12 protein-coding genes and 1 tRNA gene are annotated in these 16,477 nt (G+C 46.0%); 11 read left to right on the plus strand and 2 right to left on the minus strand.

All coding sequences use genetic code 11. The features are described 5' to 3' along the window. Positions 1–64 precede the first annotated feature (64 nt). The 4 genes from Q0110_RS14705 (at position 65) to Q0110_RS14720 (ending at position 6,220) form a co-directional block, all read left to right on the plus strand. Positions 65–1,627 carry a glycerol-3-phosphate dehydrogenase/oxidase gene (locus Q0110_RS14705; protein ID WP_297907963.1) on the plus strand — a complete coding sequence of 521 codons (1,563 nt, stop codon included), beginning with the start codon at positions 65–67 and terminating at the stop codon, positions 1,625–1,627. 28 nt (positions 1,628–1,655) lie between these two features. Continuing rightward, complete coding sequence (glpK, locus tag Q0110_RS14710) at positions 1,656–3,155, plus strand: glycerol kinase GlpK (RefSeq protein WP_297907966.1); 1,500 nt, start codon at positions 1,656–1,658, stop codon at positions 3,153–3,155. A 110-nt stretch (positions 3,156–3,265) separates the two neighbouring features. Next, a complete protein-coding gene (locus Q0110_RS14715) occupies positions 3,266–4,003 on the plus strand; it encodes an MIP/aquaporin family protein (protein WP_297907968.1) in 738 nt (245 codons plus the stop codon). A 156-nt stretch (positions 4,004–4,159) separates the two neighbouring features. After that, a complete protein-coding gene (locus Q0110_RS14720; protein ID WP_297907970.1) occupies positions 4,160–6,220 on the plus strand; it encodes an acetate--CoA ligase in 2,061 nt (686 codons plus the stop codon). A gap of 66 nt (positions 6,221–6,286) precedes the next feature. Here the strand turns inward: Q0110_RS14720 and Q0110_RS14725 are convergent, their stop codons facing one another. Next, the gene (locus Q0110_RS14725; protein WP_297907974.1) at positions 6,287–6,904 is read right to left on the minus strand and encodes a recombinase family protein; all 618 of its coding nucleotides are present in this window, start codon (positions 6,902–6,904) and stop codon (positions 6,287–6,289) included. Positions 6,905–7,042: 138 nt separating this feature from the next. After that, a tRNA-Ser gene (locus Q0110_RS14730) sits at positions 7,043–7,129 on the minus strand. Positions 7,130–7,268: 139 nt separating this feature from the next. On the opposite strand from Q0110_RS14730, the gene mltG reads away from it, so the two are divergent. The 7 genes from mltG to Q0110_RS14765 all read left to right on the plus strand — a co-directional run bounded on the left by mltG (position 7,269) and on the right by Q0110_RS14765 (position 16,275). Further along, positions 7,269–8,318: an endolytic transglycosylase MltG gene (gene mltG, locus Q0110_RS14735; protein WP_297907977.1), complete on the plus strand. Its 1,050-nt coding sequence runs from the start codon at positions 7,269–7,271 to the stop codon at positions 8,316–8,318. 136 nt (positions 8,319–8,454) lie between these two features. Then, the gene (locus tag Q0110_RS14740; protein WP_297907980.1) at positions 8,455–10,056 is read left to right on the plus strand and encodes a thiamine pyrophosphate-dependent enzyme; all 1,602 of its coding nucleotides are present in this window, start codon (positions 8,455–8,457) and stop codon (positions 10,054–10,056) included. Continuing rightward, positions 10,053–10,634: an indolepyruvate oxidoreductase subunit beta gene (locus Q0110_RS14745; protein ID WP_297907983.1), complete on the plus strand. Its 582-nt coding sequence runs from the start codon at positions 10,053–10,055 to the stop codon at positions 10,632–10,634. The genes Q0110_RS14740 and Q0110_RS14745 overlap by 4 nt, the downstream gene beginning before the upstream one ends. Before the next feature lie 42 nt (positions 10,635–10,676). After that, positions 10,677–11,186 (plus strand): TlpA disulfide reductase family protein, encoded by a 510-nt coding sequence (locus tag Q0110_RS14750; RefSeq protein WP_297907985.1) that lies wholly within the window; start codon positions 10,677–10,679, stop codon positions 11,184–11,186. Between the two features lie 5 nt (positions 11,187–11,191). Beyond that, positions 11,192–11,980 carry a 4Fe-4S binding protein gene (locus Q0110_RS14755; protein WP_297907989.1) on the plus strand — a complete coding sequence of 263 codons (789 nt, stop codon included), beginning with the start codon at positions 11,192–11,194 and terminating at the stop codon, positions 11,978–11,980. Positions 11,981–12,101: 121 nt separating this feature from the next. Then, the gene (locus Q0110_RS14760) at positions 12,102–14,528 is read left to right on the plus strand and encodes an alpha-L-rhamnosidase N-terminal domain-containing protein (protein ID WP_297907992.1); all 2,427 of its coding nucleotides are present in this window, start codon (positions 12,102–12,104) and stop codon (positions 14,526–14,528) included. A gap of 16 nt (positions 14,529–14,544) precedes the next feature. Continuing rightward, the gene (locus Q0110_RS14765; RefSeq protein WP_297907996.1) at positions 14,545–16,275 is read left to right on the plus strand and encodes a bifunctional metallophosphatase/5'-nucleotidase; all 1,731 of its coding nucleotides are present in this window, start codon (positions 14,545–14,547) and stop codon (positions 16,273–16,275) included. The last annotated feature ends 202 nt before the right edge of the window (positions 16,276–16,477 follow it).

Genomic DNA, 16,477 nt, shown 5'->3' on the forward strand with positions numbered 1-16,477 from the left:
TTTGTTATACTAAGAATTAATGGTTAAATTTGTAACTGTTAATCTTAAGAAAAGGAGGAGCCATATGGACCGTTGTAAAATGATTTCTCAGTTGGAAGCCCCGTCTGAAATCTTTGATTTTCTTGTGATCGGAGGAGGGGCTACCGGTATAGGTATCGCTTTGGATGCTTCGACAAGAGGATATAAGGTCGCTTTATTCGAACAATTGGATTTTACGAAAGGAACTTCCAGCCGTAGTACGAAACTGGTTCATGGCGGTGTACGCTATCTGGCGCAAGGTGATGTCTCCTTGGTTTTAGAAGCCTTGCGGGAGCGCGGTTTGTTACGCCGGAACGCCCCCCATTTGGTGAAAGATCAAACCTTCTTAATTCCCTGTTACCGTTGGTGGGAAGGCCCGTTCTATACGATAGGCCTGATCCTGTATGATTTAATGGCCGGAAAGCTAGGTCTGGGACGTTCGGTTTGTATCGGTCCGAAACGAGCGCTCCAAACCGTCCCGATGTTACGCCCGAAAGGGATGACCGCCGGGGTACTTTATCATGATGGCCAATTCGATGATTCCCGCCTCGCTATTAATATGGTCCGTAGCTCTGTCGATGCCGGCGCATGTGTCTTGAATTACGCGAAAGTCATAGGGCTTCTGAAAGAGGAGCGTAAAATAGTTGGAGCCACGGTTCGAGATGAAGAGACTGGCAAGGTCTACCCTGTAAGATCTCGCTGTGTGATTAACGCTACCGGTGTTTTCGCTGATGAGATCTTGCAAATGGACGAGCCGGGTAAACGTCCGACTGTACGTCCTAGCCAGGGAGTCCATTTGGTATTGGACGCTTCTTTCCTGCGAAGCGATTGTGCCGTTATGATTCCTAAGACATCGGATGGGCGCGTGTTATTCGCTGTGCCTTGGCATAATAAAGTTGTGGTAGGAACAACGGATACATTGATGGAACGTCCGGAAGAAGAGCCGGTTGCCCTAGAGAAGGAAATTCAGTTTATACTTGATACGGCGGCGAATTATTTGACCCGGCCACCGAAGCGGAGCGATGTCTTATCCGTGTTTGCGGGGCTTCGTCCGCTCGCCGCTCCCCGTAGCGAGGGTAAAAAGACAAAAGAGATATCGCGCAGTCATAAATTGATCCGGGAGAAATCCGGTTTGATCACCATTATCGGTGGTAAATGGACAACCTACCGGAAGATGGCGCAAGACACCTTAGATCTGGCGATACGTTACATGCATATTCCTACGAAAGATTGTGTTACCGAGCGTTACCAAATCCATGGTAGCCGGGAGAACCCTGATTTCTCCGATCCATTATATGTATATGGTACAGATGCCGACGAAATCCGTAACTTGGTGGCTTCATCTCCTGTGATGGCAGAGAGGTTGCATCCGGACTATGCCTATACGGTGGGAGAGGTTACTTGGTTGATCCGAAATGAGATGCCTCGTACATTGGAGGATGTATTGGCCCGTCGTTTGCGTATTTTATTCCTAGACGCACGGGCGGCGATAGCGATGGCCCCGAAAGTAGCGGGTATCCTGGCGGCAGAGCGGGGGAAGGATGAGGCTTGGAGGTCTGCTCAAGTGAAGGCTTTTAACGAGGTTGCCTCGAATTATATACTGAATTAATTGATAAACGATTCAAATATAGATGGATATGAACTTTCGAAATAAATATGTATTGGCGATAGATCAGGGAACTACTAGTTCCCGGGCCATTCTGTTTAATCATCAGGGAACTGTTATTACGTTGGCCCAGAAATCATTCCAACAATATTTCCCGAAGCCGGGCTGGGTGGAGCATGATCCGAATGAGATTTGGTATACCCAATCGTCCGTGATAAAGGAGGCGATGGCAAAGGCAGATGTCACGGATAGTCATATCGCCTGCATCGGAATCGCCAATCAACGGGAGACAACCATTATCTGGGACCGGGAGACCGGATTTCCTGTATACAATGCGATCGTATGGCAGGATCGCCGTACGGCAGATTATTGCGAGGAGCTTAAATCGCAAGGCTGGGCAGAACGCATCCAGCAGAAAACCGGATTGGTGATCGATGCCTATTTCTCTGCCACGAAGATAAAATGGATATTGGATAACGTAAAAGGTATCCGCGAGCGTGCGGAACGGGGAGAATTATGTTTTGGTACGGTGGATACGTGGTTGATCTGGAAATTAACCCGGGGAGGCCAATTTATTACGGATGTAACGAATGCTTCCCGTACCATGCTTTTTAATATCCGTACTTTGCGATGGGATCAGGAGTTATTGGATTTATTTACGATACCAGCCTCGATGCTGCCGCAAGTAAAGGGATGTAGCGAGGTTTACTGTGAGACATCGACTCCTATTTTTAAGAAAGGAATTCCTGTGTCTGGTATGGCCGGAGACCAGCAGGCGGCTCTGTTCGGCCAGCTATGTGTGGAGGATGGCATGATCAAGACAACTTACGGAACGGGTTGCTTTATGATTTTGAATACAGGGAACGAACCGGTTCTTTCCCGGAATAATCTCTTGACGACGATAGCGTGGAAGTTGGGAGATCAAACTACCTACGCATTGGAAGGGAGTGTCTTTGTCGGAGGGGCGGTTGTCCAATGGTTGAGGGATGGGATTGGTTTGATTCCGAACGCCTCGATCACGGAACAAATGGCAAAATCCGTTAGCGATAATGGCGGTGTTTATTTTGTTCCGGCGTTAACAGGCTTGGGGGCCCCGTATTGGGATCAATACGCACGTGGCGCTATAGTCGGGATTACCCGCGGAACTACGGCGGCTCACTTAACTCGTGCGGCCTTAGAGGGTATCTGCTATCAAGTATATGATGTTTTGATGGCTATGGAAAACGATATTCACGCCAAACCGAAAGAGATTCGGGTAGATGGTGGAGCTATCGCTAATAACTTCTTGATGCAGTTCCAGTCTGATATCTGCCGTTGTCCGGTCGTACGTCCGAAAGTGTTGGAGACTACGGCCTTGGGTGCCGCTTATTTAGCGGGTTTAGCGATTGGTTATTGGAAAGATATCGAAGAGCTGAAGGGGCAATGGTGTCTGGATAAGGTCTTTAGCCCGGAGATGAAAGATAGTATCGCCAGTAAATTATTGAACGAATGGCATAAGGCGGTGGGACGTTCCCAAAGTTGGGCTGAATAATGTGCGTATCGGTTATTCGATATGTCGATTAGGGAATGTGCCGGTTGATTTATCTGTAAATCATTCATAGGTACGTTCGTGGATTAACAAATTCTTAAATTATTTATCTTATGTCTCCATTTTTAGCGGAATTATTGGGAACTATGCTCTTGATCCTGATGGGAGGAGGAGTTGTGGCGAATGTCTCTTTATCGAAAACAAAAGGTAATGGAGCGGGGTGGATAGCGATAACGACCGCTTGGGCTTTAGGCGTTTTTATCGGTGTCGTGGTAGCCGGGCCATATAGTGGCGCGCATTTGAATCCGGCTGTGTCGATCGGCTTGGCGATCGGAGGAACTTTTCCTTGGTGCGACGTATGTACCTATATTGCTGGGCAAATGATCGGTGCCGCTTTGGGTGCTCTGTTGGTTTGGTTGGTTTATAAGGATCACTTCAACGCCACGGATGATCCGGATGCGGAATTAGGCGTATTCTGTACGAGCCCTGCCATCAAGGATTATCCGATAAATTTCTTGGGGGAGATGGTTGGTACGTTTGCCTTGATGTTTGTCGTGTTTTTCATAACAGATGGCCAGCTTACGTACGATAGCAATAGTACCTTGCCGATCGGTTTAGGATCGGTCGGTGCCATTCCGGTAGCGTTTACTGTTTGGGTAATAGGCTTGTCTTTAGGTGGTACTACCGGTTATGCGATTAATCCGGCACGTGATTTGGCGCCTCGATTCATGCATTTTATTTTGCCGATCAAAGGGAAGGGCGGTAGCCATTGGGAATATGCTTGGGTACCTGTTTTAGGGCCGATAGCTGGTGCCGCTATAGCCGGTATGCTCTATTATGTGTTAAAATAGAGGATCTGGTACGAACGGAGGCGGGATGGATACGTGGTGTGGCTGGCTACAACATGAAAGCGCAAAGTGTAAATAAATAACCCGGATTTTAATGATTGGATGGAGAAAAAAAATTATATTTGCTCCCATTCATTGAATCTAACTAAGCAAAATGTTATGATTAACCGAGAATTGATCAATCCTCAAAGCATCGTAGTGGTGGGAGGTTCCAACAATGTACATAAACCGGGCGGTCGTATCGTACGAAACTTGTTGGATGGAAAATATAAAGGGGAATTATGTGTGGTGAACGCCAAGGAGACAGACGTGCAAGGTATCAAGTCTTACCCGTCTGTCCGTGATATCCCGGATACGGAGTTGGCGATTATCTCGATCCCGAGTAAATCATGCCCTGAGGTGATGGAGGTTTTGGCGCGGCAAAAAGGGGTAAAAGCCTTCATCGTGATCTCGGCCGGTTTTGGCGAGGAGACGCACGAGGGAGGTGTCTTGGAACAACAAATGTTGGATATCGTGAATGAGGCGGGAGCTTCTTTGATCGGTCCGAACTGTATCGGGCTGATGAATATGAATTATCATGGCGTATTTACGCAACCAATACCGGAATTTCATCCCAATGGCGTGGATTTTATCTCCAGCTCCGGTGGTACGGCCTTGTTCATTATTGAGTCGGCTCTGACAAAGGGATTGCGTTTCTCTTCTGTATGGTCGGTTGGAAACTCCAAGCAAAACGGGGTAGAGGATATCCTCGAATACATGGATCGCAACTTTGATCCGGTATTGGATTCCAAGATCAAGATGTTGTATATCGAACAAATCAAGCAACCGGATAAATTATTGTATCATGCGTCTTCCTTGATACGTAAGGGGTGTAAGATTGCCGCTATCAAGGCCGGAAGTACCGAGTCGGGGAAACGGGCGGCTTCTTCGCATACGGGCGCTATCGCCAGCTCGGACTCTGCCGTGGAGGCTTTGTTCCGTAAGGCGGGTATCGTGCGTTGTTTTAGCCGTGAGGAGTTGACTACCGTGGCGAGTATCTTTACGTTGAAAGACGTGAAGGGAAAGAATTGCGCGATCGTGACACATGCCGGAGGTCCTGCGGTGATGTTGGCCGATGCTTTATCCAAGGGACGTTTGAATGTCCCGAGTTTGGAAGGCCCTATCGCGGACGAGTTGAAATCCAAGTTATATCCGGGTGCCGCTGTCGGTAATCCGATTGATATTATCGGTACGGGAACACCGGAGCATTTGGCTACAGCCATTGATTTCTGTGAGAATCGCTTTGATAATGTGGACTTGATGATGGTCATTTTCGGTAGCCCCGGCTTGGTTAAGCTTTATGATACCTACGAGGTACTTCATAAAAAGATGGAAGAGTGCAAGAAGCCGATCTTCCCGATATTACCGTCTATCGTAACAGCCGGTCCGGAGGTGAAGAGTTTTGTTAAGAAAGGGCATGTGAATTTCTCGGATGAGGTGACGTTGGGTACCGCTCTTTCGAGGGTGATCAATACGCCGAAGCCAATGAGTACGGATATCCAGTTGTATGGGGTGGACGTGCCTGAAGTTCGTCGCATCATAGACCGGTTGCCGGGGAGTGGCTATCTGAATCCGGAGGAAGTGCGTACTTTGTTGCGTGCCGCTAATATCCCGTTGGTAGAGGAGTATGCCTCGGATGACAGGGATGCGTTGTTGGCTTTTGCGAAGAAAGTGAAATATCCGGTGGTCGCTAAGGTCGTGGGGCCTGTACATAAGAGCGATATCGGTGGTGTCGCTTTGAACATCCGTGGTGAGGAGCATTTGCTGTTCGAGTATGAGCGCATGATGCGTCTTCCGGGTGTTACGGGAATTATGGTGCAACCAATGCTAAAAGGGCAGGAATTATTCCTGGGCGCTAAATACGAGGATCGTTTCGGCCATGTGGTGCTTTGCGGGTTGGGTGGAATCTTCGTGGAGGTATTGAAGGATGTGTCTTATGGTTTGGCACCGTTGTCGTACGATGAGACTTATTCGATGATCCGCTCCTTGAGAGGCTATCCGATCATTAAAGGTACACGCGGGCAAAAAGGCATTGATGAGCAGCAATATGCGGACATTATTGTTCGCCTCTCTACCCTGCTCCGTTTTGCCAACGAAATAAAAGAGATGGATATAAATCCGTTGGTGGCCACGGATAGAGGTTTGTTTGCCGTAGACGCTCGTATCCGTATAGAGAAATAAAGAAAAACCCCTTTTATCACCGTTAGATATGCTTAAAAGTTAACGTAGGTGATAAAAGGGGATCTTTTATTTTCTAGATTTCTTCTTTTTCTTATCGGGAAAAAACTCTTTCAGGAAACGTTTGAAACTACTTAGCGACACGTTGTATTTCTCCGCTATCTGGGCGTATGTCAGGCTCGGGTCTTTTAAGTCTTTCTCGATTTGTTCCTTATAAGGTTCCAAGCGTCCCATTTGTTGACTGCCTCTCGGACGGCCCAGTACCACGCCTTTGCTTCTGATTAAAGCGAGGGCTTCCTTCGTGCGGACAGAGACTAGCTTCCGCTCGATCTCGGAGACCAGGCCGAAGGTAAAGGCCAAGGTCTTACTGTCGATGTTATCTTCGAACACGTATCCATCGCTTACGCTGCGAAGCGTTACCTTTCGTTCGATACAAAGTGTTATGATATGGATGATCTCAATCATCTTACGGCTTACACGGGATATATCAGACACGAGTATCTCGTCCCCGGGACTTAAAGATTTGACAATACTTTCCAGTCTGCGGTTCGCACGAGGACTATTACCCACCTCTTTAGCCCATTTCCCGATCTCTATCTTCCGGGATTCGGCGAATTCCCGGATCACGGTTTTCTGGATCTCGGAATTCTGCTTGTTGTTGTATGTTCGGATAAAAGCAATTGTCATATGTATATGTTTAATTATCTCCTTTTAATAACAGATCGACTTACGATAAGTTCAAATATGACAAATATATGAAACACATTAATTCGGATGGTTTAAAAATAAAAAACCAACTAATAAAATTTATTAGTTGGTTCTTTGCGGAAGCGGGGGGATTCGAACCCCCGGTACCCTAACGAGTACGTCAGTTTAGCAAACTGGTGGTTTCAGCCACTCACCCACACTTCCTTATGTGTTCTGTGCTTCTTCCTTAGAATTGCGTTGCAAAGGTAGAATTATAATTTTAAATAAACAAGGCTTTAGACCTCATTTTTTTCAAGAAAAGATACTACTTTTGTGCCTTATTCTGATATTCAATAGATTATTCATGGATTTGAACAAACAAATTTTATCGAAGCATTCGATGATTGTAACCTTGATGGTGATTCTCGTTGTTTTGATAGGTGGTGGAGGCCTTTGGGTATACCGTTTGGCTTGGGCTCCGAATTTTAATCCGGATGAGACGGTTTATGTCTATATAAATGAAGAAAAGGATTTTGATGATCTTTGCCGGCAGTTGAAAGATTCGGCGGATTGCCTCCGTATCGGTAGCTTTAAGCGGTTGAGTGGATTACTGAAATACCCTGCCTCCATGCGTACCGGGCGGTACGCCGTGAAACCAGGAATGAGTAATTTGGCTTTATTGAATGATTTGCGGAGAGGACATCAGGTAGCGGCCCGTGTTACATTTAATAATGTCCGTCTAAAGGAGGATCTGGCAGAGCGTATAGGTGATCAATTGATGCTTGGCAAGGAAGATCTTTTGCGTCTATTAAATGATTCCGCGTATTGTGGTTCTTTAGGTTTTACCCCGGAAACGATCAGTACTCTCTTTATTCCTAATACCTATGAGATTTATTGGAATATATCCGCGGATAAGTTTGTGCGTCGCATGAAGCGTGAATATGACGCTTTCTGGACACCGGTACGGTTAAAGAAAGCGGAGGAGATCGGACTTACCCCGATCGAGGTATCTATCTTGGCTTCTATCGTAGAGGAAGAGACGGCGGCATTGGACGAGTATCCGATCGTGGCGGGCCTTTACATCAACCGTCTTCATGCCGGTATTCCTTTGCAAGCGGACCCTACGGTGAAGTTTGCCGTAGGTGATTTCTCTTTGCGGCGTATCTTGTTCGAGCATTTGGAAATAGATTCTCCTTATAATACTTATAAATATGTGGGTTTACCTCCCGGCCCCCTGCGGATTCCTACCATCAGGGGGTTGAATAGCGTGTTGAACCATACGAAACATCGGTATTTATACATGTGCGCCAAGGAGGATTTTTCGGGACGACACAATTTTGCTGTGACGCTGGCGGAACACAACCGCAATGCCAATCGTTACCGGGCAGAGTTGAATCGGCGGCAAATACGATAAGAAATTTATGATTTGCGGTTTATGATTTATCGTGTACAGGTATAAATCACAAATCATAAATCATAAATCATAACATTTTTCACTACCTTTGGCAACTAAATAGTGTGAATAGTCAATATTAAGAAAACAGATACACATGGAAAAACATTTATTTTTGGGGGACGAAGCCATAGCTCAAGCCGCTATAGACGCTGGAATCTCCGGGGTATACGCTTATCCGGGAACCCCTTCTACTGAAATCACGGAATATATCCAAGGCTCTCCGGTAGCAAAGGAAAGAGGTATCCATTGTCGCTGGAGCGCAAATGAGAAAACCGCTATGGAAGCCGCTTTGGGTATGTGCTACGCCGGTAAACGTGCGCTTTGCTGCATGAAGCACGTAGGCCTGAATGTCGCCGCCGATTGTTTCATGAACGCCGCCATGAGCGGTATTAACGGAGGTATGATTATCCTGACGGCCGACGATCCATCCATGCACTCTTCCCAAAACGAGCAAGATAACCGTGTTTATGGAAACTTCGCCATGATCCCGATGCTGGAGCCATCTAGCCAGCAAGAGGCATATGATATGGTATATAGTGGATTTGAGTTATCCGAGAAATTAGGATATCCTATCTTATTGCGTGTCACGACCCGTATGGCACACTCCCGTGCCGGTGTCGTTACCAGCCCGTTGAAGCCGGAAAATCAGATGAATTGCCCGGTAAATGGTCGCCAACGTTTCATATTGCTTCCGGCGTTGGCCCGTAAGCGTTTCAAAAGTTTGCTGGTCTCTCAAGAGGTTTTCACGAAGGCCTCCGAGAATTCCGGATATAATAAATATTTCGATGCTCCGAATAAAGATTTGGGTATTATCACGACAGGTATTGCGTTTAATTACCTATCCGAGAATTATCCGGATGGTTTCGAGCATCCCGTATTAAAGATCTCCCAATATCCTCTCCCGAGAAAACAAGTGGAGAGGATCGTGAACGAATGTAAGGAAATTTTGGTGTTGGAAGAGGGTTATCCAGTTGTCGAGGAGCAATTGAAGGGCTTCTTAGGTAAAGGAGTGACGGTTCATGGCCGTTTGGACGGTACGCTTCAGCGTGACGGTGAGCTTACGCCCGATGCGGTAGGTAAGGCCTTGGGCAAGGAGATCCAAAGTTATTATGCGATTCCGGAGGTGGTTGAGCAACGTCCACCCGCATTATGCCAAGGTTGTGGACACCGAGATATGTATGAGGCTTTGAACGAGGTGATCGCTGAATATAACGGTGCTGCCAAGGTGTTTGGCGATATCGGTTGTTATACCTTGGGGGCTTTGCCTCCTTTCCGGGCAATCGATTCTTGTATTGATATGGGGGCCTCTATCACGATGGCAAAGGGAGCTTCCGATGCAGGTGTGTTCCCCGCAGTTTCCGTGATTGGAGATTCAACGTTTACCCATTCTGGAATGACCGGTTTGTTGGATTGCGTGAACGAGAATACGAATATTACCATCGTTATTTCCGATAATGAGACGACGGCCATGACCGGAGGGCAGGATTCTGCCGGAACAGGACGTCTGGAATCTATATGTGCCGGTATCGGCGTGGATCCGGCTCACATCCGTGTGATGGTTCCCTTGAAGAAAAACTACGAGGAGATGAAATCCATCATCCGCGAGGAGATCGAGTATAAGGGGGTATCTGTGTTGATCCCTCGCCGTGAGTGTATCCAGACATTAACCAGAAAGAAAAAAGCAAGCAAGAAATGAAAACAGATATTATATTATCAGGTGTGGGAGGACAGGGTATCCTCTCTATCGCCGCCGTTATTGGAGAAGCGGCCTTGAAAGAAGGCTTGTATATGAAGCAAGCGGAAGTACACGGAATGAGCCAGCGGGGTGGAGACGTGCAGTCTAACCTACGTCTTTCCGATGAGCCGATCGCCTCGGACTTGATCCCGAAAGGACACGCCGATATGATTATCTCTCTGGAACCGATGGAGAGCTTGCGTTATCTGCCTTACTTGAAGAAAGAAGGTTGGTTGGTGACAAATTCTCGTCCATTCGTGAATATCCCCAACTATCCGGAGATTGAGAAAGTGAACGCAGAGTTGGATAGGCTTCCCCATAAAGTAGTGCTAGACGTGGAGGAGATCGCCAAGGAAGCGGGTTCCATACGTGCGGCCAACATCGTGATGCTGGGTGCCGCTACCCCGTTTTTAGGTATTGATTATGATAAGATCGAGGCTGGTATCCGCCATATCTTCGGACGTAAGGGCGAGGACATAGTTAATATGAACCTGAAAGCGTTGAAAGCCGGTTATGACTTAGCGCAAAGTCTTCGATAAGTATCTTTGTTCCCGAATTCTAAACGAGAAATAATTAAGGTTATGAAGAAGTATTTATTGGTTAGTATACTTGCGTTATTGGCTTTCGTTGGTAAAGCTCAGGATAATACCGCCGATATCGTGAAGGTGGGTGATACCATGCCGTCGTTTACGATTATTTCCGACAATGGGAGTAAATTACAGTCCACTTCGTTAAAGGGAAAAGTGATTCTTGTGAATTTCTTCGCCACTTGGTGCCCTCCCTGCCAAAAAGAATTGGCTGCCGTTCAGCAAACCCTTTGGCCTAAATACAAGAACAATGAGGATTTCGTTCTCTTGGTGATCGGCCGTGAACATTCTGATGCCGATTTACAGAAATATAACGAGAAGAAAGGTTTCGATTTCCCGTTGTATCCCGATAAGGATCGGGCTATTTTCGGCGCTTTCGCCAAGAACTTGATTCCCCGTGGCTATTTGGTAGGAAAAGACGGGAAGATCATTTATACGAGCAAGGGCTATACCGATGAGGAGTTTGCCGAGTTGATGTCCAAGATAGAGGATGCGTTAAAATAGGGATCATGAAATATAACAACATACATTTAATTTATTTTTCTCCGACACATACGTCCGCTAAGATCGTTTATGCGATAGCGGAAGGAATGGGGGCCACTTCGATGTCTGAGTCTGATGTCACTTATGAGAGCTTGGATATGGAAGAGTATATCGATGATGAGTTGACGATTATAGCAGCTCCTGTATATGGAGGTCGTGTGGCAGAGACCGCCATGGAGCGTTTTCGCATGTTCCATTCTGCTCATCATGCGCCGGTGGTTCCCGTGGTGCTGTATGGGAACCGGGATTATGAGGATGCTTTGAAAGAACTTTGTGATTTAGCCGTAGAACAGGGATTCGTACCTGTAGCTGCCGGAGCTTTTATCGGTGAGCATTCTTTCAGTCGTAAGGGGATGCCTATTGCCGAGGGACGTCCGGATGAGCAGGATCTCAAGCAAGCGATGGAATTCGGGAAAACGATTATCGGGAAATTGGAGAAGGTTTCTTGTGTGGAATGTTTGTCTACTTTGGAGGTGAAAGGTAATTTCCCGTATCGGGTGAAAAGTCCTTCCTCTCCTCAAGCTCCTGTTACTGATAATGACTTATGTACGCAATGTGAGTATTGTGTGGATGTATGTCCTACGCATGCGATCTCCTTGGCGGAAGAAGGGATGTATAGCGATCCGGGTCTGTGTATCAAATGTTGTGCCTGCGTAAAAGAATGTCCGGAAGGCGCACGTTCTTTCGATACCCCTTATACGGCAATGCTTCATAAGAATTTTAGTGCACGCCGGGAACCGGAGATATTCTTTTAGTGAAAGACTGAGATTTTGTATATTGTGAGAGGAAGCGTCAAAAGGCAAAAGTTCTTTTAGCGCTTTCTCCTTTTTTTGTACCTTTGTTCAGATCGTTAATCTCAAATAATACCGTGTTTCGATGAAGACCTATTTATTTCTTTTGCTTTTTGTATTTCAGACCCTTTCCCTTTCTTCCCAGATAAGCCTGAAGGGGTATAATCAAGAGAAAATCGATCCTTCTCTTTTTGAGGGACGTTGGAAAGCCCGTTGGATCTCGTATCCGGGTGAGGCCCCGAATGTGTATGGAGTCTACCATTTTCGTAAATCATTTGACTTGGAAGTTGTTCCTTCCCGGTTTATCGTCCATGTTTCAGCCGATAATCGCTATAAATTATATGTAAACGGGAAATTGGTATCCTTGGGCCCGGCCCGTGGGGATATTTATAACTGGAATTTCGAGACGGTAGATCTGACTCCTTATCTGAGAAAAGGGAAAAATACGTTGGCTTCCGTTGTCTGGAATTATGCTGAGCAGAAACCTGTTGCTCAGATTAGTTACAATCAGACTGGTTTTATCTTACAAGGTAACACGGGGTGCGAGGCAGTTGTGAATACGGATACCACTTGGGTCTGTTTACGTAATGAGGCGTATGCTCCTTGGAGTGTATGGAAGGTATTGGGTTATTATGTGGCCGGTCCGGGTGAGAAATTAGATGCCTCTGTTTATCCCTGGGGGTGGGAGCAGCCGGATTATGACGATAGAAAATGGGAGAAAGCCGTGCAAGGAATGGAAGGAGCTATGAAAGGATCGAGGGACTATCCGGGACGGTTACTAGTTCCTAGCCCGATACCTCCGATGGATATGCGGATAGAGCGTTTGGCTAAGGTGCGTCGGTCTGTGGGAATGGAATGTCCGCAAGGATTTCCTTATTGGCCAAAGAATTTGACGATCCCTGCGGATACCGAGGTCTGTTTGCTTTTGGATAATGATTATCTGACTACGGGTTATTTTTCCTTGGCTTTCAGCAGGGGAAAGGGAGCGGAGATTAACATCGGTTATTCAGAAGCCCTATATAAACAAGAGGAAGAAGCGACTACTAAATCTTATACATTGAATGGTAAGGGGCATCGGGATGAGTTAACAGGCAAAGTATTTATCGGGTATGAGGATAAGATTCTGGCTGATGGGGGAGATAATCGTCTCTTCACATCTTTGTGGTGGCGCACGTGGAGATATGTGGAGGTAAAAGTAAAAACGGCTTCTGAGCCATTGGTGATAGAAGATGTCTACGGTACTTTCTCTGCCTATCCTTTCCGAAACGAGGCTGTTTTCTCCGCTCCGGGATATGAGGAGTTAAACCGTATGCTTGAGATAGGCTGGCGTACTGCTCGTTTGTGTGCTAATGAGACCTATATGGATTGTCCTTATTACGAGCAATTGCAATATTTCGGGGATACACGTATACAGGCGATGATTTCCATGTATAATACACATGATCCTTATATGGTAAAAAATGCTATAGAGCAAGGTCGGCAGTCTATGGTGGCAGAAGGTATTACGATGAGTCGGTACCCGTCTAGCGTACATCAGTTTATCTCTTCATTCTCTCTTTGGTGGATTTGTATGGGGCACGACTACTGGATGTACCGGGGAGATGAGGCGTATATGAAAACTTTACTTCCCGCTTACCGGCAGGTTTTGTCGTGGTACGAGCAATGGTTGAAGCCGGATTATAGTTTGGCCTATGTACCTCATTGGTTTTTTGTAGATTGGGCTGCCGGTTTTGATTATGGCGAGCCTGTACGTGAGAAAAAGGGAAACTCGGCGCTTCAAGATTTAATGTATATAATGGCATTGGATTTCGCCGCGGAAATGGAACAAGCGATCGGACTTCCTGCCATGGCCGATCATTATCGGCAGATCGCTACCAAGATGCGTGAGACAATTCGCCCGAAATATTGGGATGTTACCCGTAATCTGTTCGCCGATACGCATGATCATCGCAGCTATTCCCAACATGTAAATGCCTTGGCGATCTTGACCGGGGTTACGAAAGGGGAGGAGGCCGTAAAGGTGATGAATCAAACCTTGGAAGATACGAGTCTGATCCAATGTACGATCTATTTCCGTTATTATTTGAATCAAGCGTTAAAAGCTTCCGGCTTAGGGGATCTGCTACTGGATAACTTACAGATATGGCGGGATCAGATGGCATTGGGATTGACTACATGGGCGGAAATGCCGGAACCGTCTCGCTCTGATTGCCACGCTTGGGGAGCTAGCCCGAATATTGAGTTTTACCGGATCTTATTGGGTATAGATAGTGATGTCCCCGGCTTTAGGAAAATACGGATCGCTCCATCCTTGGGTAAACTAAAAGAGGTTTCCGGTACGATTCCACATCCGCTCGGGAGCGTGACTGCCGCGTATAAATTGGATGAAAGGGGAGAGGGGACTGCACGTCTGGTCTTGCCGGAAGGTACTACGGGGACGTTTATTTGGTGTGGAAAAGAAATTCCCTTGAAATCAGGCGAACAGGTTATTTCGTTATCTTTGCGTCATTAATATATAAAATCCTTGTATGAGACGAGTTTATTCAATTGTTTTGTTGCTTCTGGCCGTTTGCGGCTTGTCGGCGACAACGAAGGAGGTCAAGTTGAAATTGTTGGAAACCAGTGATATCCACGGAAACTTCTTCCCGTATAATTTTATTGAGAAACAGGAATGGGGAGGAAGTCTGGCCCGGGTCTATTCTTTCGTGCAGAAAGAGCGTCGAACGTATGGAGATAATCTTTTATTGTTGGATAATGGTGATGTCTTGCAAGGACAACCTTCTGCGTATTATTACAATTTCATGGATACAGTCTCTACGCATGTGGCTTCCGCTATGATGAATTATATGGGGTACGATGTAGGGAATATGGGGAACCACGATGTAGAGGCTGGTCACGCTGTTTTCGATCGCTGGATCAAACAATGCGATTTCCCTATCTTGGGTGCCAATATTATCCGTACCTCTGACGGGGAGACCTATTTAAAGCCTTATGAGGTGTTTATACGTGATGGTGTGAAGATCGTTGTTTTGGGTATGATTACTCCTGCTATTCCTGTATGGTTGCCGGAGACTCTGTGGCAAGGTCTTTATTTTGCCGATATGGAGGATACGGCCCGTAGGTGGATGAAGGTTATTCAAGAAAAGGAGAAGCCGGATATTGTGGTCGGTATTTTCCATGCGGGAAATGAGGCACGTACCATGTCCGGACAGTATCGTGAGGATGCGTCGATGGAGGTTGCTCAGCGGATTCCGGGTTTTGATGTGGTTATGATGGGACATGATCATCGTCGGTATTGTGGAAAGGTAGCGAATAGTAAGGGTGATTCTGTGTTATTGATAAACCCGGCAAGTAATGGGCGTGTGGTCGGTACTGTTGATGTCGTATTAAGGATAGAGAATGGTAAAGTTTTGGATAAACAGATATCGGGTGTTTTGACGGATGTGGATGAGTTGGAGCCTAGCAAGGAATTCATGGAGACATTTGTCCCACAATACAAAGCCGTGAATGATTTTGTCTCCGAGAAGGTAGGAACCTTTACGGAAAGTATCACGACTCGTTCCGCTTACTTTGGACCATCCGCTTTCATTGATTTTATTCACTCTTTACAATTGGAGTTAACCGGTGCGGACGTTTCTTTTGCCGCCCCATTATCCTTTGATGCGAAAATAGATAAAGGGGATATTACGATCAGCGATATGTTCAGTCTTTACAAATATGAGAATATGCTTTACACGATGAATTTGACAGGGGCCGAAATCAAAGGTTTCTTGGAGGAATCGTATGGCATGTGGACTAACCAGATGAAATCTCCGGATGATCATGTCTTGTTATTAAAAGAACGAAAGAAAGGCCAGGAGAATTATGCTGCATTCGTTAATTTCAGTTTTAATTTTGACTCAGCCGCTGGTATTATTTATACGGTGGATGTTACGAAACCTATGGGCGAGAAAATCACGATCTTGAAAATGGCAAATGGCAAACCTTTCGACAAAAATAAAACGTATAAAGTTGCCCTTAATTCTTATCGAGGTAACGGAGGTGGCGAGTTGTTGACTAAAGGGGCTAGTATTCCTCAAGACGAGTTAAAGAGTCGTATCATCCATTCGACGGATAAAGATCTCCGTTATTATATGATCCAATATATAAAGGAGAAGGGGGTACTTTGCCCACAACCTTTAAACCAATGGCAGATGATCCCGCAAGATTGGGTGAAGCTTGCGACTGAAAGGGATTATAAATATCTTTTTGGGGAATAAGTTTCCTTTTTATAGGTATTCAATATATAAGAGAATCTTCCTCGCTATAAGGAATAGGAGGTGCTAAAATGCTCTTACATACTCTTTTGGGGGTATATGTTAATGTATGGGATCTTTTCTTTTTAAAAAAATATTACAAAAAAGTTGCGATTTTGTTTGGAGTTTATGTTTTATAGCACTACTTTTGCACCCGCATTCGAGA

The organism is uncultured Parabacteroides sp. (genome assembly GCF_947855115.1).
In the GTDB taxonomy this organism is placed as follows: domain Bacteria; phylum Bacteroidota; class Bacteroidia; order Bacteroidales; family Tannerellaceae; genus Parabacteroides.

Excerpts from the sequence above, each read along its gene's own strand:
- Q0110_RS14715 (WP_297907968.1), top strand. The coding sequence starts at position 3,266 with ATGTCTCCATTTTTAGCGGAATTATTGGGAACTATGCTCTTGATCCTG.
- Q0110_RS14745 (WP_297907983.1), top strand. The coding sequence starts at position 10,053 with ATGAAAACAGATATTATATTATCAGGTGTGGGAGGACAGGGTATCCTC.
- Q0110_RS14720 (WP_297907970.1), top strand. The coding sequence starts at position 4,160 with ATGATTAACCGAGAATTGATCAATCCTCAAAGCATCGTAGTGGTGGGA.
- mltG (WP_297907977.1), top strand. The coding sequence starts at position 7,269 with ATGGATTTGAACAAACAAATTTTATCGAAGCATTCGATGATTGTAACC.
- Q0110_RS14740 (WP_297907980.1), top strand. The coding sequence starts at position 8,455 with ATGGAAAAACATTTATTTTTGGGGGACGAAGCCATAGCTCAAGCCGCT.
- glpK (WP_297907966.1), top strand. The coding sequence starts at position 1,656 with ATGAACTTTCGAAATAAATATGTATTGGCGATAGATCAGGGAACTACT.
- Q0110_RS14765 (WP_297907996.1), top strand. The coding sequence starts at position 14,545 with ATGAGACGAGTTTATTCAATTGTTTTGTTGCTTCTGGCCGTTTGCGGC.
- Q0110_RS14725 (WP_297907974.1), bottom strand. The coding sequence starts at position 6,904 with ATGACAATTGCTTTTATCCGAACATACAACAACAAGCAGAATTCCGAG.
- Q0110_RS14750 (WP_297907985.1), top strand. The coding sequence starts at position 10,677 with ATGAAGAAGTATTTATTGGTTAGTATACTTGCGTTATTGGCTTTCGTT.
- Q0110_RS14760 (WP_297907992.1), top strand. The coding sequence starts at position 12,102 with ATGAAGACCTATTTATTTCTTTTGCTTTTTGTATTTCAGACCCTTTCC.
- Q0110_RS14705 (WP_297907963.1), top strand. The coding sequence starts at position 65 with ATGGACCGTTGTAAAATGATTTCTCAGTTGGAAGCCCCGTCTGAAATC.
- Q0110_RS14755 (WP_297907989.1), top strand. The coding sequence starts at position 11,192 with ATGAAATATAACAACATACATTTAATTTATTTTTCTCCGACACATACG.